The 22698-nt window shown below is 72.0% G+C and carries 23 protein-coding genes and 1 riboswitch; of the genes, 6 read left to right on the top strand and 17 right to left on the bottom strand.

The features are described 5' to 3' along the window. Nucleotides 1-127: 127 nt before the first annotated feature. The 8 genes from A37W_RS0107960 to A37W_RS0107925 form a co-directional block, all read right to left on the bottom strand. The gene (locus A37W_RS0107960) at nucleotides 128-1576 is read right to left on the bottom strand and encodes a TrkH family potassium uptake protein (RefSeq protein WP_018302503.1); all 1449 of its coding nucleotides are present in this window, start codon (nucleotides 1574-1576) and stop codon (nucleotides 128-130) included. Between the two features lie 81 nt (nucleotides 1577-1657). After that, entirely contained in the window at nucleotides 1658-2755 is a 1098-nt protein-coding gene (gene folE2 / locus A37W_RS0107955) for a GTP cyclohydrolase FolE2 (RefSeq protein WP_018302502.1), read from the bottom strand. A gap of 75 nt (nucleotides 2756-2830) precedes the next feature. Further along, a complete protein-coding gene (locus tag A37W_RS0107950) occupies nucleotides 2831-3568 on the bottom strand; it encodes a glutamine amidotransferase (protein ID WP_018302501.1) in 738 nt (245 codons plus the stop codon). Between the two features lie 22 nt (nucleotides 3569-3590). Further along, nucleotides 3591-4766 (bottom strand): O-succinylhomoserine sulfhydrylase, encoded by a 1176-nt coding sequence (metZ, locus tag A37W_RS0107945; protein ID WP_040753691.1) that lies wholly within the window; start codon nucleotides 4764-4766, stop codon nucleotides 3591-3593. Between the two features lie 52 nt (nucleotides 4767-4818). Beyond that, nucleotides 4819-4897, bottom strand: a riboswitch (SAM riboswitch). Between the two features lie 22 nt (nucleotides 4898-4919). Further along, nucleotides 4920-5483, bottom strand: coding sequence for a hypothetical protein (locus A37W_RS0107940; protein WP_047772344.1), 564 nt, complete (start codon nucleotides 5481-5483; stop codon nucleotides 4920-4922). 80 nt (nucleotides 5484-5563) lie between these two features. Further along, the gene (locus tag A37W_RS0107935) at nucleotides 5564-6172 is read right to left on the bottom strand and encodes an inner membrane-spanning protein YciB (protein WP_018302498.1); all 609 of its coding nucleotides are present in this window, start codon (nucleotides 6170-6172) and stop codon (nucleotides 5564-5566) included. After that, on the bottom strand, nucleotides 6169-6663 hold the full coding sequence (locus A37W_RS21235) for a GNAT family N-acetyltransferase (RefSeq protein ID WP_018302497.1): 495 nt from the start codon (nucleotides 6661-6663) through the stop codon (nucleotides 6169-6171). The genes A37W_RS0107935 and A37W_RS21235 overlap by 4 nt, the downstream gene beginning before the upstream one ends. Beyond that, nucleotides 6660-7562: an EamA family transporter gene (locus tag A37W_RS0107925; RefSeq protein WP_018302496.1), complete on the bottom strand. Its 903-nt coding sequence runs from the start codon at nucleotides 7560-7562 to the stop codon at nucleotides 6660-6662. Before A37W_RS0107925 ends, A37W_RS21235 begins: the two co-directional genes overlap by 4 nt. A gap of 59 nt (nucleotides 7563-7621) precedes the next feature. Here A37W_RS0107925 and A37W_RS0107920 point away from each other — a divergent pair, with 59 nt between their 5' ends. Further along, complete coding sequence (locus A37W_RS0107920; RefSeq protein WP_018302495.1) at nucleotides 7622-8116, top strand: MgtC/SapB family protein; 495 nt, start codon at nucleotides 7622-7624, stop codon at nucleotides 8114-8116. 1 nt (nucleotide 8117) lies between these two features. On the opposite strand, the gene A37W_RS0107915 is transcribed toward A37W_RS0107920, so the two are convergent. The 3 genes from A37W_RS0107915 to A37W_RS21230 are packed head-to-tail and all read right to left on the bottom strand — an operon-like array spanning nucleotide 8118 to nucleotide 10982. Next, complete coding sequence (locus A37W_RS0107915) at nucleotides 8118-8855, bottom strand: hypothetical protein (RefSeq protein ID WP_018302494.1); 738 nt, start codon at nucleotides 8853-8855, stop codon at nucleotides 8118-8120. Continuing rightward, entirely contained in the window at nucleotides 8852-10300 is a 1449-nt protein-coding gene (gene ftsY / locus A37W_RS0107910; RefSeq protein WP_018302493.1) for a signal recognition particle-docking protein FtsY, read from the bottom strand. Before ftsY ends, A37W_RS0107915 begins: the two co-directional genes overlap by 4 nt. 25 nt (nucleotides 10301-10325) lie before the next feature. Further along, nucleotides 10326-10982, bottom strand: coding sequence for a lysoplasmalogenase family protein (locus A37W_RS21230; protein WP_018302492.1), 657 nt, complete (start codon nucleotides 10980-10982; stop codon nucleotides 10326-10328). A gap of 69 nt (nucleotides 10983-11051) precedes the next feature. On the opposite strand from A37W_RS21230, the gene A37W_RS0107900 reads away from it, so the two are divergent. Both A37W_RS0107900 and A37W_RS0107895 read left to right on the top strand, forming a co-directional pair. Continuing rightward, a complete protein-coding gene (locus A37W_RS0107900; RefSeq protein WP_018302491.1) occupies nucleotides 11052-12062 on the top strand; it encodes an alkane 1-monooxygenase in 1011 nt (336 codons plus the stop codon). A 37-nt stretch (nucleotides 12063-12099) separates the two neighbouring features. After that, complete coding sequence (locus A37W_RS0107895) at nucleotides 12100-12495, top strand: hypothetical protein (RefSeq protein WP_026198362.1); 396 nt, start codon at nucleotides 12100-12102, stop codon at nucleotides 12493-12495. A gap of 118 nt (nucleotides 12496-12613) precedes the next feature. Here A37W_RS0107895 and xseA read toward each other — a convergent pair whose 3' ends face one another. Then, nucleotides 12614-14170, bottom strand: a complete 1557-nt coding sequence (gene xseA / locus A37W_RS0107890) for an exodeoxyribonuclease VII large subunit (protein WP_018302489.1) — start codon at nucleotides 14168-14170, stop codon at nucleotides 12614-12616. Between the two features lie 67 nt (nucleotides 14171-14237). Between xseA and purD the strand changes: the two genes are divergently transcribed. After that, the gene (gene purD / locus A37W_RS0107885; RefSeq protein ID WP_018302488.1) at nucleotides 14238-15500 is read left to right on the top strand and encodes a phosphoribosylamine--glycine ligase; all 1263 of its coding nucleotides are present in this window, start codon (nucleotides 14238-14240) and stop codon (nucleotides 15498-15500) included. Between the two features lie 441 nt (nucleotides 15501-15941). On the opposite strand, the gene A37W_RS0107880 is transcribed toward purD, so the two are convergent. From A37W_RS0107880 to A37W_RS0107860, 5 genes are all read right to left on the bottom strand, one after another. Next, nucleotides 15942-16454: a CarD family transcriptional regulator gene (locus tag A37W_RS0107880; RefSeq protein WP_018302487.1), complete on the bottom strand. Its 513-nt coding sequence runs from the start codon at nucleotides 16452-16454 to the stop codon at nucleotides 15942-15944. A 234-nt stretch (nucleotides 16455-16688) separates the two neighbouring features. Continuing rightward, entirely contained in the window at nucleotides 16689-17024 is a 336-nt protein-coding gene (fdxA, locus tag A37W_RS0107875) for a ferredoxin FdxA (protein ID WP_018302486.1), read from the bottom strand. A 57-nt stretch (nucleotides 17025-17081) separates the two neighbouring features. Continuing rightward, nucleotides 17082-17381 (bottom strand): RNA-binding S4 domain-containing protein, encoded by a 300-nt coding sequence (locus A37W_RS0107870; RefSeq protein WP_051081039.1) that lies wholly within the window; start codon nucleotides 17379-17381, stop codon nucleotides 17082-17084. A gap of 25 nt (nucleotides 17382-17406) precedes the next feature. Further along, complete coding sequence (locus A37W_RS0107865) at nucleotides 17407-20466, bottom strand: helicase-related protein (RefSeq protein WP_018302484.1); 3060 nt, start codon at nucleotides 20464-20466, stop codon at nucleotides 17407-17409. An 84-nt stretch (nucleotides 20467-20550) separates the two neighbouring features. After that, nucleotides 20551-21018 carry a tetratricopeptide repeat protein gene (locus A37W_RS0107860; protein WP_018302483.1) on the bottom strand — a complete coding sequence of 156 codons (468 nt, stop codon included), beginning with the start codon at nucleotides 21016-21018 and terminating at the stop codon, nucleotides 20551-20553. A 164-nt stretch (nucleotides 21019-21182) separates the two neighbouring features. On the opposite strand from A37W_RS0107860, the gene A37W_RS0107855 reads away from it, so the two are divergent. Together A37W_RS0107855 and A37W_RS0107850 are read left to right on the top strand one after the other, a co-directional pair. Further along, nucleotides 21183-21473, top strand: coding sequence for an SCP2 sterol-binding domain-containing protein (locus A37W_RS0107855; protein ID WP_018302482.1), 291 nt, complete (start codon nucleotides 21183-21185; stop codon nucleotides 21471-21473). 28 nt (nucleotides 21474-21501) lie between these two features. Then, complete coding sequence (locus tag A37W_RS0107850; protein ID WP_040753683.1) at nucleotides 21502-22434, top strand: alpha/beta fold hydrolase; 933 nt, start codon at nucleotides 21502-21504, stop codon at nucleotides 22432-22434. The last annotated feature ends 264 nt before the right edge of the window (nucleotides 22435-22698 follow it).

Here is a 22698-nt window from a genome sequence, read left to right as displayed (position 1 = left end):
TCGCAGGTCGACAGGAAGCGTCTGGCCGGGGGGCGGCCAGACGCTGCCCGGGCCGCTGGCGGGGCTGAGTCCGGACGGGACGATACAGCGACGACGCTGAAACGACGTCGGGACGCCTACCCCGCCCCTACCCCCGCCAGAACCGCGGCAGGAACAGCACGATCACCGCGATGATCTCCAGCCGGCCGGCGATCATGCCCGCCGACATCAGCCACTTCGCCGTCTCGGGGAAATCCGGGATCGCCCCCGTCGCGTCCACCTCGGCGCCGAAGGCCGGGCCGATGTTGAAGATCGCCGTCCACGCCCCCGTGATCGCCGACAGGTAGCTCAGACCGGTCAGCGACAGCGCGACCGTCAGCAGCCCCAGAGACAGGATGAACAGGGTGAACAGCAGGATCACGGAATCCAGCACCCCCTCCCCTACGGTCCGGCCCTCGTAGCGGATCGACACGACCCGGTGCGACGAGTGCAGCCGCTTGATCTGGGCGGCGATGGCGCGGAACAGGATCTGGTAGCGGAACACCTTGATCGAGCAGCCGGTGGACGAGGTGCAGCCGCCGATCGCGCCGACGCAGAAGAACACCACCAGCGGGAACGCCCCCCAGGCCGAGATGTCGCCGTCGCCGAAGCCGGTGCCCGACATGATCGACACGACGTTGAACAGCGAATTGCGGAACGTGTCCTCGCTGAGCTCGCCCAGCACCAGCGCCCGGTAGCCGATCACCAGCGCCGCGGCGATCGCGATCCACAGGATGTAGGCCCGGACCTGGCTGTCGCGGACCAGCGGCATCGGCTGGCCGGCGGTCAGCTGCATCAGCCGCACGAAGGGCAGGCTGGACAGGATCATGCCGATCGTGGCCACGTACTGCTCGGGCCCCGGCCAGGCGGCGAAGCTGGCGTCGGTGGTCGAGAAGCCCCCCGTCGCGACGGTGGTGAAGGCGTGCACCGCCGCCTCGAACGCGGTCATGCCGAGAACCCAGTAGGCGGCGAAGATCGCCCCCGTCAGCATCAGGTAGACGTTCAGCAGGGCCCAGCTGATGTCGAGGGCGCGGGGCAGGATCTTGCCCTGCGTGTCGAACCCCTCGGCCTGGAAGAACTGCATGCCGCCCACCCGCATGACCGGCAGGAACAGCAGCGCCACGATGATGATCCCGAGGCCGCCGAGCCATTGCAGGATGCCCCGCCACAGCAGGATCCCCGCGGGCAGCGTGTCGAGGCCGGTCAACACCGTGGTGCCGGTGGTGGTCACGCCCGACACGCTTTCGAAGAAGGCGTCGACCAGCGGCAGGTCCGGCCGTCCCAGCATGAAGGGCAGCGCGCCGAACAGCGGCAGGATGATCCAGGTGCCCGAGGTCAGCAGGAAGCTCTGCCGGATCGTCAGCCCCTGCCCCACCCCGTTGGACGAGGCGAGCGCGATCAGCGCGCCGCACAGGATGGTGATGACCGCGCTCTCGGCGAAGGCCGGCCAGTGGCCGTTGCCCGCGGCCAGGTCGGCTACCAGCGGGCCGAGCATGGCAAGGCCCAGCGCGCCGAGGAGAAGGCCGATGACGTATCCCACGGGGCGCAGGTCGAGCATGGGCGAGCCTTCGCCGCCGGCCCGCGCGGTGTCAAGCCGCGGGCAGAGCTCGCGAAACCGGTCCCTGCACCCGGTGTCGCGTCAGCCGACGTGGAACAGCGTGTGAAAGAGCTTGGGGTCCAGGCTGTCGGCCTCGAAGGTCGGCCCTTCGGTCAGGACGCTGACGGCGTCGTGGCTGTGCAGGCTCTCCTGATGGCTCGCGATGACGCGGAAGTCTCCGACGCGGGGGTCGGCCAGCAGCTCGGCGCAGAACAGGCGGGCGGCGTCCTCGACGAAGATCGGGTTCGCGGCGTTCAGCTCGGCGAAGGCCTGCTCGTCCTCGCGCTTGACCATCACCTGCGTCTCGGTCGGCACCGCCCGGCGGGCGAGGTCGACGAGATCCTCGAACCACAGGGTCGGGTGCCCCTCCGGCGCGACGACGGAAATCCGCGCCACCGAGCGCTGCGAGTGCGGCGTGGCGAGCTGGCCGCGGAACTGGCGCGCATGTTCGGAAAGTTCAAGAGAACAGGGGCACGTGGACGAATAGACGTAGTCGAGGTGGAAGATCTTCTTGCGCACCCCGCCCTTGTCCACCAGCTCCAGCGCGATGTCGTAGTACTGGAACCCCTCCAGCCCCGACCGCAGGGACCGCAGCTTCATCGGGAACGAGAACCGCATCTGGATCCGCGCGTCGAAGCTGGCATGGTCGGTCATGTAGTCGTCGAGCGCCCTCTCGATCACGTCGAACGAGAAGGTCTCGCCGGCGTAGCGGTAGAAGGACCGCATGATCCGGCTCATGTTGATGCCCTTGCGCCCGGCGTCGAGGCTGACGGTGCCCGTCACCGACGTCTCGAGCGTCAGGTCGCCGTCGTCGCGGGTGTGAAACCGGATCGGCAGCCGGAAGTTCGAGATGCCGACATGCTGGATCATCCGTTTCGCGCCGCGGATCAGACTGGTCGGTCCGTTCTGCAGATCGGGCATCGAGGCGCGATAGGCCTCGTCCACCTCGAACTCCTCGGGGTAGGCGCGGGCAAGGGCGGGATAGTTCGACACCTCCTGCCCCGGGATCAGCCGCGAGACGAGCGGGTCGAGCTGCGCGACCTCCTCGGGCGTCGAGGACGCGACCCAGTCGCGCAGGACGTTCAGCGCCCGCTCCGCGGCGGCCCGGTCCGGCGTCCGCTCTTTCGTCATCTGGTCCATGGCCTGCGCTCCCCGTGCGCGTCCCGATGCCCCTGATATGGGCGGTTTCGACAGGTTTTCCAACCGCGCCGCCCGTCAGGCCGCGGCGTAGCGCCGCACGAAGGCGCGCAGCATCGCCTCGGGCGCGGTGATGCGTTCGGCCAGCACGCGCGCGGTCAGCGCGTCGGCCTCGTCCGGCGGAAAGTAGCCGCGGTCGCGGTAGACGGCGATCCGGGTCGCGAAGCTGTTTCCGTCCGCCTCGGGGTGGAACTGCGTGGCATAGACGTTGCGGCCGGTCCGGATCACCTGGAACGGGCACGGGTCCGACGCGGCGAGATGGACGGCGCCCGGCGGCAGGGCCTGCACCGCCTCCTTGTGGCCGACGAGGGCGCGGAACGTGTCCGGCAGGTCTGCCATCAACGGGTCGGCCCGGCCCTCCTCCGTCAGGCGGCACTCCACGCCGCCGACGGGCTCGCCGTAGCGCGCCTTGGACACCTCGCCGCCGAGATGCGCGGCGAGGATGCCGAGGCCGTAGCAGCAGCCGAGGAACGGCACGTCGTCGCCCACGATCTGCGGCATCAGGCCGAGGATGTCGGCCTCGATCCGCGCCTCGACCGGGTCCTTGTCCTCGGGCGGGTCGCTGACGCAGCCCGGCCCGCCGCCGACGATCACGCCGGAATAGTCCGCCAGCGACAGCGGCGGCAGCGCGCCCTGGTCGAGCCGGACGCGGCGGGTTTGCGCGGGAGAAAGTCCGCCGCGGGCGAGGAAGGCGGAATACTCCTCGTCCGCCGCCTCGTCCTCAGGGCGGAGCTGCAGGATCAGGAACGGCCTCACGGCGCGTCGGCCCTGCCCCGCCTCACGCCTGCTCCAGCGCCTGCAGGATGTCCGCCTCGAGGTCGGCGGGGGATTCGAGGCCGACCGACAGGCGGATCAGCCCGGGCCCGATGCCGAGTTTCGCGCGCTGCTCCTCGCTGAGGCGCTGGTGGGTGGTCGTTGCGGGATGGGTCGCGATCGACTTGGCGTCGCCGAGGTTGTTCGAGATGACGATGATCTGCAGGGCGTTCAGCACCCGGAACGCCGCCTCCTTCGAGCCGACGTCGAACGACAGGACCGTCCCGCCCGACCCCGTCTGCTCCATCGCCAGCGCGTGCTGGCGGTGGGAGGACAGGCCGGGATAGATCACCGATCTCAGCTTGTCGTGGCCGGTCAGCCGCTCGGCCAGCCGCTGGGCCGCGGACGCCTGCGCGCGGACCCGCAGGTCCATCGTCTCCAGCCCCTTCAGCAGCAGCCACGCCGACATCGGCGACAGCGCCCCGCCGGTGTGCTTGAGGTAGGGTTCCACCGTCTTGCGGATGAACTCGCGGGTGCCGAGGATCACGCCGCCGAGGACCCGGCCCTGCCCGTCGATGTGCTTGGTCGCGGAATAGATGACGACGTCCGCGCCCTGGCTGATCGCACGGCTGTAGCTTGGCGTGGCGAAGACGTTGTCGACGATGACCGTGGCTCCGACCTCGTGCGCCAGATCCGACACCGCGCGGATGTCGATCACCTCCAGCGTGGGGTTCGACACGCTCTCGAAGAACACCGCCTTCGTCTCGGGGCGGATCGCGGCCATCCATTGCGCGATCTCGGTCCCGTCGACGAAGGTGATCTCGACCCCGAACCGGCGCAGCACGTCCTCGAGGATGTAGAGGCACGACCCGAACAGCGCGCGGGACGAGACGACATGGTCGCCCGCCTTCAGCATCGCCATCAGCGCGCCGTTGACGGCCGCCATGCCGGACGCGGTGGCGAAGGCGTCCTCCGCCCCTTCCAGCGCGGCCATCCGCTCCTCGAACATGCGGACCGTGGGGTTGCCGTAGCGGGCATAGATGAACTCGTCGTCGCCCGCCTTGGTGAACCGCTGCTCGGCCGCCTCGGCGGTGTCGTAAACGAACCCCTGGGTGAGGAAGATCGCCTCGCTGACCTCGCCGTACTGGCTGCGCCGGGTGCCCGCATGCACCGCCTTCGTCCGCCTGTCCCAGTTCGTCATCGTCGCCTCGCCGGCCATAAAAATACCCCGCAGCCGATAAGCGGTGCGGGGCGCAGTCGTCCTCCTCACCTCTTTAGCGGAATGTTTAACGTGGCCCGCAATCCGGCTGACAAATCGCCACGGCGCCGGGGATAGGCCCGGCGCGCCCCGGCGTCAAGCGTCGCCGCGCGCGGTGCCGCGCATGGCGATCCAGTGGACCGGGTGCAGCACGAGGCGCAGGAGGACGACGCCGCCCACCCAGATCGCCGGGTCGCCGATGGCGGAGAGCGCCAGCGAGGCCGCGAGCGCGATGCTCGCGGTCTGGGCGCGGACCGTGGCCCGGCGCCGCCGGGGCGGCAGTGCATGGTCCGCTTCGGCCAGCCGCACCTCGGTCAGGGCCCGGGCAAGGCGGATCGTGAGGTATGCCGTCAGCCCGTACATGACCAGGACCTCCGTCGGCGCCCCCAGGATGACCGCCCCGGCCAGGAGGACGAGCACCGCGATGGCGACCGCCTGCCCCGCCCCGTCCTGAGAGCGCACGATCGCCGGGATCCGCAGCCAGGCCTGCAGGGCCAGGGCCGCTCCGGCGGCCAGCAACAACGCGGACGGCTCGGCGATGCCTGCGGCGCCGGCGAGAGCGAAGACGAGGGACAGCGCCAGCGGCGCCGCAATGTCCCGCAGCCTCAGCGGCGGCACGCGGCGGACGCGGGTCCGCAACCGGAGGGAGAAATCAGACATGAAGTTTCAATCCCCGCGGTCCGGGGCGCAGATAAGGCGAGGATCGGGCGAACCAGAGGCGCACAACCGGAGCGGGCCGGTCAGGAGGCCGGCGGCTCGTCCTCGATCACGTACTTCTGCAGCGCGACGATCTGCACCCACAGGAACAGGAACAGGACAGCCGGAAAGGCGAAGGTCTCGAGCTTGACCCAGAGGTCCGTCGACTGCGTCCGCCAGATGACCTCGTTCGCCACCGCGAGGACGGCGAACATGGCCGTCAGGCGGCGGGTCAGGATCATCCACCCTTCCCGCTCCATCGGCAGCAGCTCTCCCATGACCCATTGCAGGTAGCTCCTGCCCTGCAGCAGGCCGATCCCGAGGAGGATGGCGAAGCAGCCGTAGACGATGGTCGTCTTCATCTTGAAGAACCGCTCGTCGTTGAACCACGCCGTCAGCGCGCCGAAGAAGATCACCATGAAGGCGGTGAAGACCTGCATCCGGCTGAGCCGCCGGGTCAGCGCCCAGAGGATCGCCATCGCCACCAGCAGGACCGGGACGAACAGCAGCGTGGCCACGATGAAGCCGGAATATTCGGTGCCGCCGATCGTGTAGGTGCCGTCGCGCAGCCGCAGGTAGGCGAGGAAGAACAGGATCGTGGGGCCCAACTCCAGCGCCTGCTTGAGGATCGGGTTGATCGGGCGTTCGGTCATGGTCTGCTCCCGCCTGCGTCGGCCGGCGCCCTGATCGCACGTCGCGCGCCGTTCTGGAAGGTCGGGCCGGTCACGTCGAGGACACAGGCGACGGCCTCGTCCGACCGCCGCACCTCGCGGAAGCCGAGACGGCGATGCAGGCGCAGCGACGCGGCGTTGCCCGTCCGGACGTGGCTGTGCAGGACGCGGACGCCCTCGGCGCGCAGCAGGTTCGCGACGGTGTCCCGCAACTCGCGAATGACCGGGGCGCTTCGGTGGCCCGGCGCGATCGCGAGGCCGCCGGCGAACCACGCGCCGGACTCCTCCAGCGGCCAGAGGTAGGCATAGGCGACGAGCGCGCCGCCCCGGCGCACCGCCGCGTGCCGCGACCGGGGCAGCGAGCGCTCCAGAGCTGCACGGTGGGCAGACGGGTCGAGAGGCGCGCCGGCCGGGGTGCGCAGCAGGCGCAGGTCGAGGTCCAGCACCTCCTCCACCTCCAGCCCGCCGGTCACCCGCCGAACTCGACGATCACCGCGCCCAGCGCGATCAGCCCCATGAAGGCCAGCCGCCGGGGCCCCACCGTCTCGCCCAGGACGAACCAGCCGATGAGGGCGGCGAAGATGGTCGAGGTCTCGCGCAGGACCGCCGCCTCGCCGACCTTGTCGAGGTAGGTCGCCAGCATCACGCCGCCGAAGCTGACCCAGGCGATGAAGGCGCCCGCGATGCCGCGGCCCATCAGGTTGCCCACGCCGTCCGGCGCCCCCGTGCGGCGGTAGCGCAGGTACGCGATCAGCGGGAAGTCGAGGGCGGTGACGAAGAAGAACCAGGCGAGGAAGGTGAACGGGTCGGGCGAGACGCGGATGCCGTAGGCGTCGTAGACGGTGTAGAGCGCGACCATCAGCCCGCCCGCGACCGCCCAGAAGAGGCCGATCACGAGGTTGCGGCGATCCAGCCGCTCCTGCGCGTAGTTCCGCGCGGCGAGCAGCATCATCCCCGCCGACAGGCAGAGGACGCCCAGCCACTGCAGCAGCGAGAAGTGCTCGTGGAAGATGACCGACGCGGCCAGCACGGTGACGAGAGGTCCGGTGCCGCGGATCACCGGGTAGACGACCGTGTATGCCGCCCGTTCGTAGGCGAGCGCGACTGTCAGCTTGTAGACGAAGTGGATGCCGAGCGCGCCGAGGAGGATCAGCGCCACCTCGCCGTTCAGCCAGGGCACCAGGAACAGCGCGACCGGGGCCGAGATCAGCGCCAGCCAGAAGTCGATGGAGCCGCGGATCAGCCAGGGGTCGTGCCGGCCCTTCTGCAGCGCGCCGAAGGCCGCGTGCGCGACCGCCGAGATCAGGGCAAGGATGGTCGCGGCGAGGGCGCCCTCGGGCGTGCCGGCGATGGCGGCGAGCCACTCGCTCATGCCGGAACCGGCGACGGTCGGCGCGGTTGACACGCAGATGTCATGCCACCCGAGGGAACATGTTCGAACGCATCTTCGAGGACCTCACCAGCTCCTTCTCCGCGGTGCCGCTGGGCACCGCATCGCTGCGCCTCTGCGCGGCCATCGCCCTCGGCGCCGTCATCGGGTTCGAGCGTGAGCGCAAGGAGAAGCCGGCGGGCCTGCGGACCCACATGCTGGTCGCGATGGCGGCCTGCCTGTTCGTGGTCGCGGGGATGGAGATCTCGGCGCTGGACTTCGGGGACGTGGACGACAAGCGGGTCGATCCGCTGCGCCTGATCGAGGCGGTGACGGCGGGGGTCGCGTTCCTCGCCGCGGGGCTGATCTTCACCAGCGGCGGCGAGGTGCGCAACGTGACGACCGGCGCCTCTCTGTGGCTGGCCGGCGCCATCGGTCTGGCCTGCGGCGCCGGGCAGGTGCCGCTCGCCGCGCTTGCCACGGTGATCACGGTCGTGGTCCTGTACCTGCTGGGACGGATCGAGCGGGCGACGGGCACCCACCCCAAGAACGACTAGGTCAGTTCGCACCGGCAGGCGTCCAGTCGAGGGCAGCTTGCCACGCGACGGGATCGCGCAGCATCGGCCCCGAAAAGGTCATCGCCTCGCCGAAGAGGTAGGTGCGGAACAGCGGCAGGATCGGCAGGCGCGGCGCCCGCTCGATCCGCGCGGTCAGCCGGCCCGCGCCATGCGCGGCGAGGAAGTCAGCCCAGGCCGCCTGTCCTCCGCCGTCGGTGATGCCCTCGGCGAGAGCCGGCACGCCGTTCGTCAATTGCGGGAACGGCGCGGGCAGATCCGAGGTCAGCTCTGCTTCCTCCAGCGTGACGCCGCTGAGCGACAGCTGCGCCTGGGTGGTGCTGGACAGGTCGATCCCCGACAACGTGCCGCGGAAATCGAAGAGGCCTCCGCCGGGCGGATACAGCGTCGCCATCTCGACGCGCACCGTGCCGGCCCGGGCGTCGTGAATCGCGATCAGGCGTGCGAACCACTGCCCCGGCCCGGCCGGAAGGGTCGCCCCCTTGAGGTCGAGCGTCGTCACGTCCCCGGTCGGGGCGAGGCGCCAGTCGGCGGCAAAGGTCGGATCCGGGTCGTCGATGGTGAGGAAACAGCGGCCACCGGCCTCCTCGATCAGGGGCGCGGGGGAGAGATCCTCATGCCAGCCGCCGAGGAAGACCTCGGCGAAGGCGGCGAACTCGGCGGTGCAGTCGGCGCGGGCCGGCGCGGCGAGCGCCAGCAGCACGGCGACGGCCGCTCTCACCCCTCCAGCCCCACCAGCGCGGCGGCGAATTCCTCGGGGTCGAAGGCGGCGAGGTCGTCGATCTGCTCGCCGACGCCGATGGCGTGGATCGGCAGGCCGAACCGGTCGGCCAGCGCGACGAGGACGCCGCCCTTGGCGGTGCCGTCGAGCTTGGTCATCACGAGGCCGGAGACGTCGGCAATCTTCTGGAAGATCTCCACTTGGGTGAGGGCGTTCTGGCCGGTCGTGGCGTCCAGCACCAGCAGGGTGTTGTGCGGCGCGTCCGGATCCTTCTTGCGGATCACGCGGACGATCTTGGCCAGCTCCTCCATCAGATCCGCGCGGTTCTGCAGCCGCCCGGCGGTGTCGATCATCAGCAGGTCCGCCCCCTCGCGCTTCGCCCGCTCCATCGCGTCGAAGGCGAGGGAGGCGGGGTCGGACCCTTCGGGCGCGGTCATCACCGGCACGCCGGCACGGTCGCCCCAGACCTGCAGCTGCTCCACCGCCGCGGCGCGGAACGTGTCGCCGGCGGCGATCACCACGCCCTTGCCGGCGGCCCGAAACTGGCTGGCGAGCTTGCCGATGGTGGTGGTCTTACCGCTGCCGTTGACGCCGACGACGAGGACGACCTGCGGCTTGGACGGATACAGCGGCAGCGGCCGGGCGACGGGCGCCATGATGCGCGCGACCTCGGCGGCGAGCGCCTCCTTGATCTCGCGCACCGACAAACGGCGGCCCATCCGCCCCTCGGCGAGGTTGGCGGTGACGCGCAGCGCGGTGTCGACGCCCATGTCGGCCTGGATCAGCAGGTCCTCCAGCTGCTCCAGCATCTCGTCGTCGAGGACGCGGCGGGCAACCGGCCCCTCGTCGCGGCGGAAGAGGCGCGAGAGGAAGCCGCCGCGGCGCGCCTCCTCGGGCTCCGGCTCCGGTTCGGGGATCGGCAGGGGAACGGGCTGCTGCTCGGCAGCAGGGCGGGGCGGTTCGGGAGCCGGGCGGGGCGGTTCGGGAGCCGGCCGCGGAGGGTCCGGCTCGCGGCGGGCCGGTTCCGGGGCGGGACGCGACGGCTCGGGCACGGCAGCCGGCGGCTCGGGCGCCATGCCCGGCGGCGTCGCGCCGGGGGTCGTCGGCGGGGGCGCGACGGGCGGCGCGTTCGGCTCTGGCGCCGGGGCGGGACGGTCCTGCGGGTCGCCCGCGTCGGCCGGCGCCGGGTCGGCGGGCGGCGGGACCCGGTCGGGGGCGGGAGGCGTGACGTCCCGGCGTTCCGGCGCCGGAGCGGGCGGCTCGCTGTCCGGCTTCGGCGCGGGCTCGGGAGCCGGCGGAGCGGGCTCCGCCCGCGGCGCCGCGTCGGCGACGGGCGCGTCGGCCTCCGCCGTCTCGCCGCCCTCCTCGACGATCGCCTCCAGCCCCTCGTCGAGCTTCGACGACGAGCGGAACATGCGGTCGCGGAGTTTCTTGAAGAAGGACATCGGGCCTCCGTTGCTGCCCCGTGACCTAGCCCCTGCCCGCCGCGATGAAAAGGCCGCCCGACAGCGACAGCGCCAGTCCCCACTGCGCCGAGACGTAGAGGATCCACACCGCGTAGGGCGTCCATCGCCGGGCCGGGTGGCCGGGCCGCAGCAGGAACAGTTCGGCCGCCAGGATCGCGTCGGACGCGACGAACAGCCCGGCGGACAGCGCCAGCCGCGGGTCCGCGGCGCGCAGCGCGGCGAAGCCCATCGCAACGATGATCGCGGCATAGACGACGACCGGCCCGCGCAGCGCGCCGGCCGCCCGCCACAGGCGCGCCGCCATGACGGCGGCCAGGGTGCAGAGGGCGACCGCCGCGGCGATCCGCCAGCCGGACAGGTCGGCAGCCGGCTGGCCCGCGAGCAGCGCGACGTACACGAGGTGCGCCAGAGCGAAGGCCGCGACGCCGGCGAGGAACGCCCTCTCCCCCGGTCGCGACAGCGCGAGATCGCCCGCAGCGCCGAGCGCCAGGGCGAGGGCCAGCAGCGCCGGTCCGCCGGATAGCGCCACCGCCCCCGCCAGCGTCGCGATCGCCACGGTCTTGACCGCGCTGCGCAGTGCCGACGTGCGCTCGACCGCTGCGAACGCCACGAGGTACCATGCCGCCGAGACCAGCCCGGCGCCGGCCGCCCAGAGCGCCATCGTGCCGCCTCCCTTTCGCCCCGGCGCCATGCTACCCGGGGCCGCATCCGTCGCCAGCCCGTCTGTCCCATGCCGCTCTTCGCCCTCGCCACGCTGCTGCCCGTGCCGCTGATCGCGGCCGGTGCGCTGTGGGGCGGCCTGTGGGCGGTCGCGGCGCTGGCGTCCATGACTCTGCTGATCGCGGGAGTCGATCTGCTGGCCGCCCGCGCGGCGCCGCACCAGCCGGACGACGACGGCTTCCCCGCCGGCACCGCGCTGGCGGTCACGCTGGGGATCGCGCACTTCGCGCTGCTGGGGCTGCTGGTCGCCCGACTGGGCGACGCGGGCGCAGCGAGCGCCCTGGCCACCTACGTCGCGGCGGGGCTGTATTTCGGGCAGGTCTCGAACTCCAACGCGCACGAGCTGATCCACAGGACGACGCGCGCCCTGCGCCGCCTCGGCGTCGCGATCTACGTATCGCTCCTCTTCGGGCACCACGCCTCGGCGCATCCGCTGGTGCATCACCGGTTCGTGGCGACGGCCCGCGACCCCAACTCCGCCCGCCTGGGCGAAGGATTCTGGCGCTACGCCCACCGCGCCTGGACCGGCTCGTTCCGCGCCGGACTGGCGGCAGAGCGGGAGCGGCTGGCGCGGGCCGGCCGGCCGCGGCGGGAGAACCCGTACCTCGTCTACCTCGGCGGTGCGGCCGCGACCTTGGTCGCGGCGGCGCTGCTCGGCGGCCCGCGCGGCGCCCTTGTGCTGCTGTCGCTCGCCGCCTTCGCGCAGCTGCAGCTGCTGCTGTCCGACTACGTCCAGCACTACGGCCTGCGCCGCCCCCTGCGCCCCGACGGCCGGCCCGAGCCGGTCGCCCCCGGCCATTCCTGGAACAGCCCGCACCCGGCCTCCTCCGCCCTGATGCTGAACGCGCCGCGCCATTCCGACCACCACGCCGCCCCGTCGCGCGCCTATCCGGGCCTGCGCCTGCCGCCCAGCGCGCCGATGCTGCCGCGCAGCCTGCCGGTGATGGCGTGCCTCGCGCTCTGGCCCCGCGCCTGGCGCCGGGTCATGGACCCGCGGGTCCGCGCGCTCGCGGGCGAGTGACTGGCGGCGCGGCGACCGCTCTGTCACTCTGCGCAGTATGACACGGTTCCTCATCCCGGCACTTCTCGCCGCGCTTGCCGCCCCCGCTGCCGCTCAGGACGCCATGTCCGCGGCCGAGTTCGAGGCCTACGTCACCGGCCGCACCCTGACCTACGGCACCGCCGAGGGGCCCTACGGCGTCGAGCGCTACCACGAAGGGCGGCGCGTCACCTGGGCCTTCGTCGGCGGCGAGTGCGAGGCGGGGGTCTGGGAGGAGCGAGAGCCGGGCATGATCTGCTTCTCCTACGAGACCCTCGAGCCGGATCAGTGCTGGCGGTTCTACGAGGAAGGCTCGGGGCTGCGGGCCGAGTTCGTGAACGACCCGGCGGTGAGTTACCTCTACGAGGTGACCGAGGACGAGCTGGCTCTGGTGTGTCCGGACTACGGGGTGTGAGGCGGCGCGTCGGCCGGGTGAACGCGGCCGACGGAAATCTCGACGCGACGGATGATGGCCGGCCCCGTAGGGTGGGTAAAACCAACCGACACGACCCCCATGGCGGGTTTCACCCACCCTACAGGAGCGTGCCCTGCCCCTCGTCCGGCTCTCCGCCCTTGCGGCGCGGCGCCGGGCCGCGGCCGACGGTCACGCGGCCGTCCCGGAACTGCAGCTCCAGCGCCGGCGCCCGCTCGGCCTCGGCCGCCCGGGTGACCACGGCGTCGCCGGCGCGCACCACGGCGAAGCCGCGGGCGAGCGTCGCCTCGTAGCCCAGCGTCTCGCGCAGGCGGTCGAGCGATTCCAGCCGCGCCCGCTCGCGCGCGATCTCCGTGGTCACCAGTGCGGGACGCAGGCGGGCGCCGAGGCCGTCCAGCCGCTCGGACAGCCGCGCGAGGCGGACCGCCATCGTCTCGGGCCGGAGCGCGTCGGTGCGCCGGGCCAGCCGCTCGCGCGCCCGCTCCACCTGCCGCGTCAGCGCCGCCCGGCCGCGGCCTTCCAGCTCGCCGACCACGCGCCTGTCGTGCCGCACCCGCGCGGACAGCGTCGCGGGCGACAGCGGCAGCCGCGCCAGCTCCATCGCCTTGCGGTGCGTCGCGGCGCGCAGCGCGCCGGGCAGCCGGTCGCCGAGATTGTCCAGCCGCTGCTGCGGACCGGCCAGCAGCGTCTCGGGGCGCGGCAGCGCCCGGCCGAGGTCGGTCAGCCGCTGCCGCCGCTGGGCGACCCCCTGCCCTGCCGCGTGGGCGAGGCGGGCGCCGAAGCTCTCGGTCGCCGCCATCAGGTCGAGACGCACCGGCACCGCCCGCTCGGCCGCGGCGGTGGGCGTGGGCGCGCGGTAATCGGCAGCGTGGTCGATCAGCGTCGTGTCGGTCTCGTGCCCGACGGCGGAGATCAGGGGGATCGCCGAGCCCGCCGCCGCCCGGACCACGATCTCCTCGTTGAAGCCCCAGAGGTCCTCCAGCGAGCCGCCGCCGCGGGCGACGATCAGCACGTCGGGCCGGGGCAGCGCGCCGCCGCGCGACAGGCGGTTGAAGCCCTCGATCGCCGCCGCCACCTGCTCGGCGCTGCCGCGGCCCTGCACCGCGACCGGCCAGACCAGCACTTTGCGGGGGAAGCGATCGCGCAGGCGGTGCAGGATGTCGCGGATCACCGCGCCGGTGGGGGAGGTGACGACGCCGATCACCTCGGGCAGGAACGGCAGCGGGCGCTTGCGGGCCGCGTCGAACAGCCCCTCGGTGGCGAGCTTCTTCCGCCGCTCCTCCAGCATCGCCATCAGCGCGCCGGCGCCGGCGGGGCGGATGTCCTCGACCACCAGCTGGTACTTGGACTGCGGGCCGAAGGTCGTCATCCGGCCGGTGGCGACGACCTCCATCCCCTCCTCGGGCAGGTGCCGCAGCCGCGCCGCCTGGCCCTTCCAGGTGACGGCGGCGAGGCAGGAGCGGTCGTCCTTGAGGTCGAAGTAGATGTGCCCGGTGCGCGGCCGGCTGACGCGGCCGACCTCGCCGCGGACCTTCACCCAGCCGAACTCGCTCTCCAGCGTGCGCTTCACCGCGCCGGAGATCTCCGAGACGGTGAACTCGTGGGCGTTGCCGCCTTCGCCCTCTCCGGGGCCAGGGGCGTCCTCGAAAAGGTCCATCGGGGCTTGTCCTCTGCTCGGCCTGCACCCTAGAACGGCGCCGCTTCGGGGGAAAGGCGGGCGGCCCATGAACATCCTCATCCTCGGCTCCGGCGGGCGCGAGCACGCGCTGGCCTGGGCGGTCACGCAGAATCCCAAATGCGACCGGCTGATCGTGGCGCCTGGCAACGCCGGCATCGCGGCCATCGCCGAGTGCGCCGACCTCGACATCCTCGACGGCGACGCGGTGGCGGAATTCTGCGCGGGCAACGCCGTCGACTTCGTCATCGTGGGACCGGAGGCGCCGCTCGCGGTGGGGATCGCCGACAAGCTCCGCTCCGCCGGGCTTTCCGTTTTCGGACCTTCGGCCGCCGCTGCGCGGCTGGAAGCGTCGAAATCCTTCACGAAAGCGATCTGCGACGCAGCCGGCGCGCCGACCGCCGCCTATGCCCGCTTCACCGAGCGGCAGGCCGCGCTCGACTACGTCTGCGCGGCGGGTGCGCCCATCGTGGTCAAGGCCGACGGCCTCGCCGCGGGCAAGGGCGTGGTGGTGGCCGAGACGCTTGCCGAGGCGGAGGCCGCGATCGAGGACATGTTCGGCGGGGAGTTCGGCGCGGCGGGCGCCGAGGTCGTGATCGAGGAGTTCATGACCGGCGAGGAGGCGAGCTTCTTCGTCCTCGTGGACGGCGAGACGGTGGTGCCCATCGGCACCGCGCAGGACCACAAGCGCGTTGGCGAGGGCGACACCGGTCCGAACACCGGCGGCATGGGCGCCTACTCCCCCGCGCCGGTGATGACGCCGCAGGTGGAGGCGCGCGCGCTGGACGAGATCGTCCGCCCGACGATGGCCGAGATGGCCCGGCGGGGAACGCCCTACCAGGGCGTCCTCTACGTCGGGCTGATGATTGCGGGCGGAGCGCCCCGGCTGGTGGAATACAACGTCCGCTTCGGCGACCCCGAGGCTCAGGTCCTGATGATGCGCCTCGGCGCGCAGGCGCTGGATCTGATGCAGGCCTGCGCCGAGGGGCGTCTGGCGGAGGCGCGGCCGTCCTTCGCCGACGATCATGCGCTGACTGTGGTGATGGCGGCGGAGGGCTATCCGGGGGCCTACCGAAAGGGCACGGAAATCGGGGGGCTGGAGGCCCTGCCCGAGACCTCGCTGCAGATGGTGTTCCACGCCGGGACCGCGCGGCAGGACGGTCGCCTGGTGGCGACCGGCGGGCGGGTGCTGAACGTCACCGCACGAGGCGCGACCCTGCGAGAGGCGCGGGACGCGGCCTACGCCATGGTCAACGCGATCGACTGGCCGGAGGGTTTCTGCCGGCGGGACATCGGGTGGCGGGCGCTGTAGGTGGGGTGGTGGCGCCGGGTCCAAGGGGAGCTTGTTCGGGGTTAGGCCTGGGCCGCTCTTGCGGGTCGAGGCCCCGGCTCAGGGCCGGGGCGGGTGTTCGTTCGGGGGCGTGGTCGTACGGAGCTTCACCCGTCCCGAGGCTTGACCCGGGACCCCGACGGCCGGGAGACAAGGGTAACGGCCGCGCAGACGACGCCCCGATTGGCAAAGACGCCCCGGCCGCCGGCTCAGGGCCGGGGCGGGTGTTCGTCTGGGGGCGTGGTCGTATGGAGCCTCACCCGTCCCGGGCTTGACCCGGGACCCCGATGGCCGGGAGACAAGACAAGGACGGGGAACGGCCGCGCAGACGACGCCCGGACCGGCAAGAACGCCCAGGCCGCCCCTGGACGTGAAGAAGCCGCCCCGAGGGGCGGCTTCCGAAACTCGGTCTGACCTCCCCGCTCAGGCCGCGGCGCGGCTGACCAGCACGCTGTCGATCTCCTTCGCCGCGGCGTCCTCGTCGTTGCCGGCGACGGCGGCGATCTCGCGGGTCAGTCGCTCCAGCGCGGCCTCGTAGAGCTGGCGCTCGGAGTAGGACTGCTCGCGCTGGTCGTCGGCGCGGTGCAGGTCGCGAACCACCTCGGCGATCGCGATCAGGTCGCCGGAGTTGATCTTCTGCTCGTACTCCTGCGCCCGGCGCGACCACATGGCCTTCTTGACCTTGGCCTTGCCCTTCAGCGTCTTCATCGCGTGGGCGACGACGTCGGGCGTGGACAGCGAGCGCAGGCCCGCCTCGGTCGCCTTGTGGGTCGGCACGCGCAGGGTCATCTTGTCTTTCTCGAACGAGATCACGAACAGCTCCAGTTCGAAGCCCGCGACCTCCTGCTTCTCGATGGACACGATCCTGCCCACGCCGTGGGCGGGGTAGACGACAAACTCGTCAGGTCGGAAATCGTTCTTCTTGGCTTTCGTCATGGCATCCTTCCCAGGACATCACGTCCGCACAGGGACAAAACGCCCGGCGGAGGATTTGGCTCCGTCGGGACGTGCAGGTCGAACTGGCCGGATCAGGTGTCGAATGGCAGCATCTGCAGAGGATATAGCACGAATCGGCCCGCTCCGGAAGGGGCGCCGGCTGACGCAGCGGAAATCTGCCCGCTTCTCAGGGTTTTAGCGAAGCGCCCGAGGCTTTCGCCCCGGCCGAATCGGTCAGCCGCCCTCGCCCGCCTTCTCGGAGAACAGCTCCATCTTGCCAGGCTTGCCGTCCATCTCCTCGGCATCGGGGAGCGGATCCTTCCGGGTCACGATGACCGGCCACATCTCGGCGTACTTGCGATTGAACTCGACCCACTTCTCCATGTCCGGCTCGGTGTCCGGGCGGATCGCGTCGGCCGGGCACTCGGGTTCGCACACGCCGCAGTCGATGCACTCGTCGGGATGGATCACCAGCATGTTCTCGCCCTCGTAGAAGCAATCCACGGGGCACACCTCGACGCAGTCGGTGTACTTGCAGGCGATGCAGCTGTCGTTGACGATGTAGGTCACGGGGGGAAGGTCCTGTCGTCCGGTCGCGGGCCTGACTAGCCCCCGCGGCGGGATCATTCAAGCGCCCGGCGCTTCACTTTCCGCAGGCGGCTCGAGGTCGACATACAGCGCCTGCGCCTCGGTTGCGGGCCCCCGGCGGGCGCCAAGATCCTCGACGCGGATCACCCGCACCCGGCCCGCCTGCGGGAAGGTCAGCACGTCGCCCGCGCCCACGGCGCGACCCGGCTTCTCGGTGCGCTGGCCGTTCACGCGGACCCGGCCGGCCGTGACGAGGGTGGCGGCGAGGCCGCGTGTCTTGAAGAAGCGCGCCTGCCACAGCCACTTGTCGAGGCGGATCGTCGGGCGTGGCCCGTCCATCACGCGCGCCACCGGACGGCGGAGGTTACTTCGTCTTGAAGCCGGCGAGTGCGGCGGCGAACGGGTTGTCGGGGTCGATGGGCTTGTCCCGCTTCTCGCGCGGTGGCGCGGCGGAGGCCACCTTGGGCTTGCCGCCGCGGTCCTCGCGGTCGCGCTTCGGCCCCTTGGGACGGCCCTTCTGCCCCTGCGGCTTGCCTCGGCGGCCCTCGGGTGCGCCGTCGCGGCCCTCGCGTCCGTCGCGGCGCCCCTCCTGCCGGCGTTCGCCGCCCCGCCGTTCCCCCCGGCCGCGACCAGCCCAGGTGAAGGTGTAGAAGGTCTCGGTCTCCGCCGGCGCTTCGTCTGCCATGGTGGTCCCGGGCGGGATCTCGGCCGGCATGTCGCCGGGGACCTCGACCGGAGCGGACGGGGGTGCCTCGGGCGGCTCCTCCACGGGGGTCTCCTGCGGGGTCGCCGGGGGCGTCTCGTCCGGCTGCGGCGGATGGAACGGCTCGGGCTCGGGCGGCGGGATGTCGGGGGTGCCGGGCTCGGGCGGGGTCTCGGGCACGTCCGGCTCGGTCGGCGTCGGGTCCGGCGCGGGCACGTCCGGGCCCGGCGGCTGGGTCGGTTCGGGCGGCAGGTCGGGGGTGCCGGGGTCCGGCGTTTCGGGCGGCGCGTCGGGGCCGGGCGGCGTCGGCTCGGGCGCCGGCACGTCGGGCGTGTCCGAGGCGCGAACCTTCGGTCGCTCGCCCTTCTCGGCGCGGTAGCCGAGGCCCTCCATCAGGCCGGCGAACTGCTCCAGCGTGAGGCCGGTGATCGACAGCATGTCGGCGCTCGCCTCGAAGCCGCCGCGGCTGTCCTTGTCGCGCAGCATGTCGGCGAGGCGCTCCAGCATGTCGATGCGGATCGCGCGGTCGCCCGCGGCGCGGTAGCCGGCCATCGCGAAATAGCCCGGCTCCGCTCCCTTGGCCGCCGGCACGGTGACGAGGCCGGGCGGCGGCGCCTCGGGGAACTCGTCGAGGCCCTTTGCGAGGCTCCACAGCACCAGCCGCAGCCGGGTCGGCGCGGGTTTCAGCAGCGCGGGCTGGAACACGGTGAACTGGCCGAACCGGATGCCGTGCTTGCGCAGGGCCCCGCGCGCCTCCTGATCGAGGGCGCGGACCTCGTCGGCGACGTCGCCGCGGGGAATCACGCCGAAGTTCTCGACCATGCGGAAGGCGAAGCCCTTGGCCGACCCGGCCAGCGTCGCGTCGTCGCGCAGCGCGATCAGCGACTCCATCGCCGCGGCGATCTTGCGGTCGATGAAGTGCTGCAGGCGGCGGCGCACCTTCTCGCGCACCTCGTCCGGCGCCTCGTCGTCGACGAACGGCTCCACCTGCGGCTTCAGCGGGACGGCGCCCTTGGTCAGCTTGCCGACAGCCGACTCGCCCCACATCAGGCCACCCTGCTCGGTGAAGTCGATCTCGGTATCGGGCGCATTGTAGAACCGGTCGGCCCGCAGCGTCAGGTGCGGCGCCAGCGCCTCGCGCGCGGCGCGCGCGACGGTCTTCGCCTCGTCGGGGCTCGCCGTCTTGTCGGCCCGGAAGCGGAAGCCCTCCAGCCGGCCGAGCAATTCGCCGTCGACCCTCACCTCGCCCTTGTCGTTCACCTCGGCCACCAGGCTCTCCTTCTGCTTCAGCCGCCGCGCGAGCACGCTGGTCCGCCGGTCCACGAACGCCTGCGTCAGCGCGGCGTGGAGCGCATCGGACAGTCGGTCTTCTACCGCGCGGGTCTCGTCCCGCCAACGTCTTTCCTCGGCCAGCCAGCCGGTCCGCTGCGCGACGTAGGTCCATGTGCGGATATACGCCAAACGCCGGGACAGCTGGTCGATGTTCCCGATGGGCCTGTCGATTCGCGAAACCTGCCCCGCGAACCACGCCTCGTCCACGTGCCCGCGGTCGTGCAGGTCGGCGAAGATCCGGGTGAGAAGGGCCGTGTGCTCGCCCCGGCTGATGCCGCGGAAATCGGGGATTCGGCAGACGTCCCAGAGAAGGCGCACCGCCGGCCCGTCCTTGGCGCGGGCGGCGACGAGCGGATCCTCGGCCAGCGTCTTCAGCGCCGACAGGTCGTCCGCCTCGCGCACGCGGGTGAGCCAGGGATTGTCCGTCCGCTCCTCGAGGCTCGCGATCAGGGCCTTGATGGAGCCAAAGCGGAGGTTCGCGTTACGCCACTGGAGCTTGGTCACCGGGCGGAAGGAATGGTTCTCGATGGCCGAAACCACCTCGTCCTCGAGGCCCCGCACCTCGCCGGTGATGCCGAAAGTGCCCGGCGACTGGTAGCGCCCGGCGCGGCCGGCGATCTGCGCCAGTTCGTCGGGGCCGAGGTGGCGCCAGCGCTGGCCGTCGAACTTCTCGATGGCGGAGAAGGCGACGTGGTCGATGTCGAGGTTGAGCCCCATGCCGATCGCGTCGGTGGCGACGAGGTAGTCCACCTCGCCCCGCTGGTACATCGCCACCTGCGCGTTCCGCGTCCGAGGAGACAGCGCACCCATCACGACGGCCGCGCCGCCCTTGGTGCGGCGGAGCAGCTCGGCGATGGCATACACGTTTTCGACCGAGAAGCCGACGATGGCCGACCTTTCGGGCATCCGGCTGAGCTTTTTCGAACCCGTGAAGGTCAGCGTCGAAAAGCGCTCGCGCTTCTGGAACTCCACCCCCGGCACCAGCGCCGCGATGGCGCCGCGCATCGTCTCGGACCCCATGAACAGCGTCTCGTGCCGGCCGCGGGCGTTCAAGAGCCGGTCGGTGAAGACGTGTCCGCGCTCGGCGTCGGCGCACAGCTGGATCTCGTCGACGGCGAGGAAGTCGGGGCCGATCCCCTCGGGCATCGCCTCCACGGTGGAGACCCAGTACTGCACCCGCGGCGGCACGATCCGCTCCTCCCCGGTGACGAGGGCGACGCAGGACGGGCCGCGGGCGGCGACGATGCGGTCGTAGACCTCGCGCGCGAGCAGGCGCAGCGGCAGGCCGATGACCCCGGTGCGGTAGCCCAGCATCCGCTCGATCGCGTAGTGCGTCTTGCCGGTGTTGGTGGGCCCGAGGACCGCGAGGACGCGTCCGGTATCGGCCATGCCTGGGGAATCCTCGATCGCTCGTCCGCAGAGATAACGTCGCCGCGCCCGAGCGCAACCTGCGGCCCCGTCAGTGGGTGCCGGTCAGAGCGTGCGGCCGCCCAGCATCAGCTCCAGCTGTTCGAGCGCGTCCGCGACGGTCTCGTCGGCCGGGTGCATCGCGTGGACCTGGCGCAGCACCTCCACCGCGTCCTCGGGGCGGTCCAGCTCCTGCAGGATGACGGCGAAGCCCTGCATCGCGCGGAAGTGGCGCGGGTTCAGGACCAGCGTCTGCCGCAGGTCGTCGAGGGCGGGGCCGATATGGCCGGTCATGTAGTAGGCCGTCGCGCGGCCGTGGTAGGCCTCGGCGAAGTCGGGGTCGTGGTCGATGGCGGCGGTGAAATGCTCGGCGGCCGTGGTCCAGTCGCCTGCGTCCAGCGCGTCCTGCCCGCGCTGCAGCAGCAGGTCGATCGCGGGCGACCCGCTCTTCGACCATTCGGCGAAGATCTGGCTCTCGATCCGGGCGTCCTGCCCCGGCTCGGCCTCGGCCAGCTGCTGCAGCAGCGCGTCCACGTCCGCCCCCTGTGCGGCGAGGGGTAGGGAATACCCGACTGCGAGCAGGAGGGACGCGACGGTAGATTTGAAGAGATGCCCTGGCGTACCCATAACGGCCTTGTAGCAGAGCGGGCCCGGTGCCGACCAGCACCGGGCCCATCACATGTGAGAAAGGACAAGGCATGAGCGCAGTGGTGGACGAGGCGGTGACCCAGCTGAACGCCAAGATGGCCGGCGAGGGGTTCGACGGCACGGCGAAGTTCGTGATCGACGGCGAAGGGACGGTCATGATCGACGAGAACGGCGCGCGGGCGGGCGACGCGCCGGCCGACGTGACGCTGACGGCCGACGCCGACACGTTCCGGGCGATCCTCGACGGCGACCAGAACCCGACCGCCGCCTTCATGCAGGGCAAGCTGAAGGTCGACGGCGACATGGGGATGGCGATGAAGCTGTCCTCGCTTCTCGGCTGACGTGCTGGACGTGACCGCCGCGACGGAGATGCGCGCGCCCCTCTTCGAGGACGTCGCCGACGCCCCCGAGGGCGGCGTCGCGGCGTGGGTCGCGACGATGGACGGCGTGACGATCCGGGTCGCGGCCTGGGGCCACGGTGCGCCGAAGGGAACGGTGCTGATCTTCCCCGGCCGCACCGAGTACGTCGAGAAGTACGGCGGCGTCGCGGGCGAACTCCTGGCCCGCGGCTACGCGTCGGCCGTGGTGGACTGGCGCGGCCAGGGCATCTCCGGCCGGGTGCACCGCCGCCCGGCGCACGGGCACGTGGCGGCGTTCCGCGACTACCAGGCGGACGTCGCCGCGCTGTTGCGGTTCGTCCGGGACGAGGGCCTGCCGCAGCCGCTGTACCTGCTCGCCCACTCGATGGGCGGCTGCATAGGGCTGCGCGCGTTGACCGGCGACCTGCCGGTGCGTGCGGCGGCCTTCTCGGCGCCGATGTGGGGCCTCAACCTCACGCCGTCGCGGCGCGGCGTGGCGTGGAGCCTGTCGACCCTGTCCCGCACGGTCGGCCTGTCCGGCGTCCTGACCCCCGGCCAGCTCCCCGAGAGCTACATCCTGAGCGTCGGGTTCGAAGAGAACGCCCTGACCACCCACCGCGAGAGCTTCCAGCAGCTGGTGCAGCAGCTGCGCGCCCATCCCGAGCTGGCGCTCGGCGGGCCAACGCTGCGCTGGCTGAACGAGGCGCTGCGCGAGATGCGGGGGCTGGCCGCGCGACCGTCGCCGCGGGTGCCGGTGGTGGCGTTCCTCGGCACCGAGGAAGCCATCGTCGATCCCGGCCGCATCCACCGCCGGATGGCCGACTGGCCCGGCGGCCGGCTGGAGATGATCGACGGCGCCCGGCACGAGGTCCTGATGGAAGGCCCCCGGACGCGCGGCCGGATCTTGGACGCGGCGGTGGAGCTGTTCGCGGCTCACGGCTGACGGGCAGCACGCCGCGCGGGCGTTTGCCGGCATATTCGATCCGCCCGACCGCCCCGCGCCGGGCTGGGGTCCAGCCCCGCCGCGGGAAGCCAGTGCGCCTGATCCCCACCCGCCCCGGCCCTGAGCCGGGGCCTCGCGGCGATCGGGCAAGTGCCCGGACGATCGAGGTCCCTGTCTAACGAAATCATGTCAATGTGCTGGTGGCGGACGGCATCCCGTGAGGTCCCAGGGCTTGGAGCCCGCGAGCCGGCGCGGGAGCCGTCC

It is taken from the genome of Wenxinia marina DSM 24838 (assembly GCF_000379485.1).
GTDB classification, from domain to species: domain Bacteria; phylum Pseudomonadota; class Alphaproteobacteria; order Rhodobacterales; family Rhodobacteraceae; genus Wenxinia; species Wenxinia marina.
Note: the sequence above shows the minus strand (reverse complement) of the source record. Positions and strands in the feature narration are given on the sequence as shown.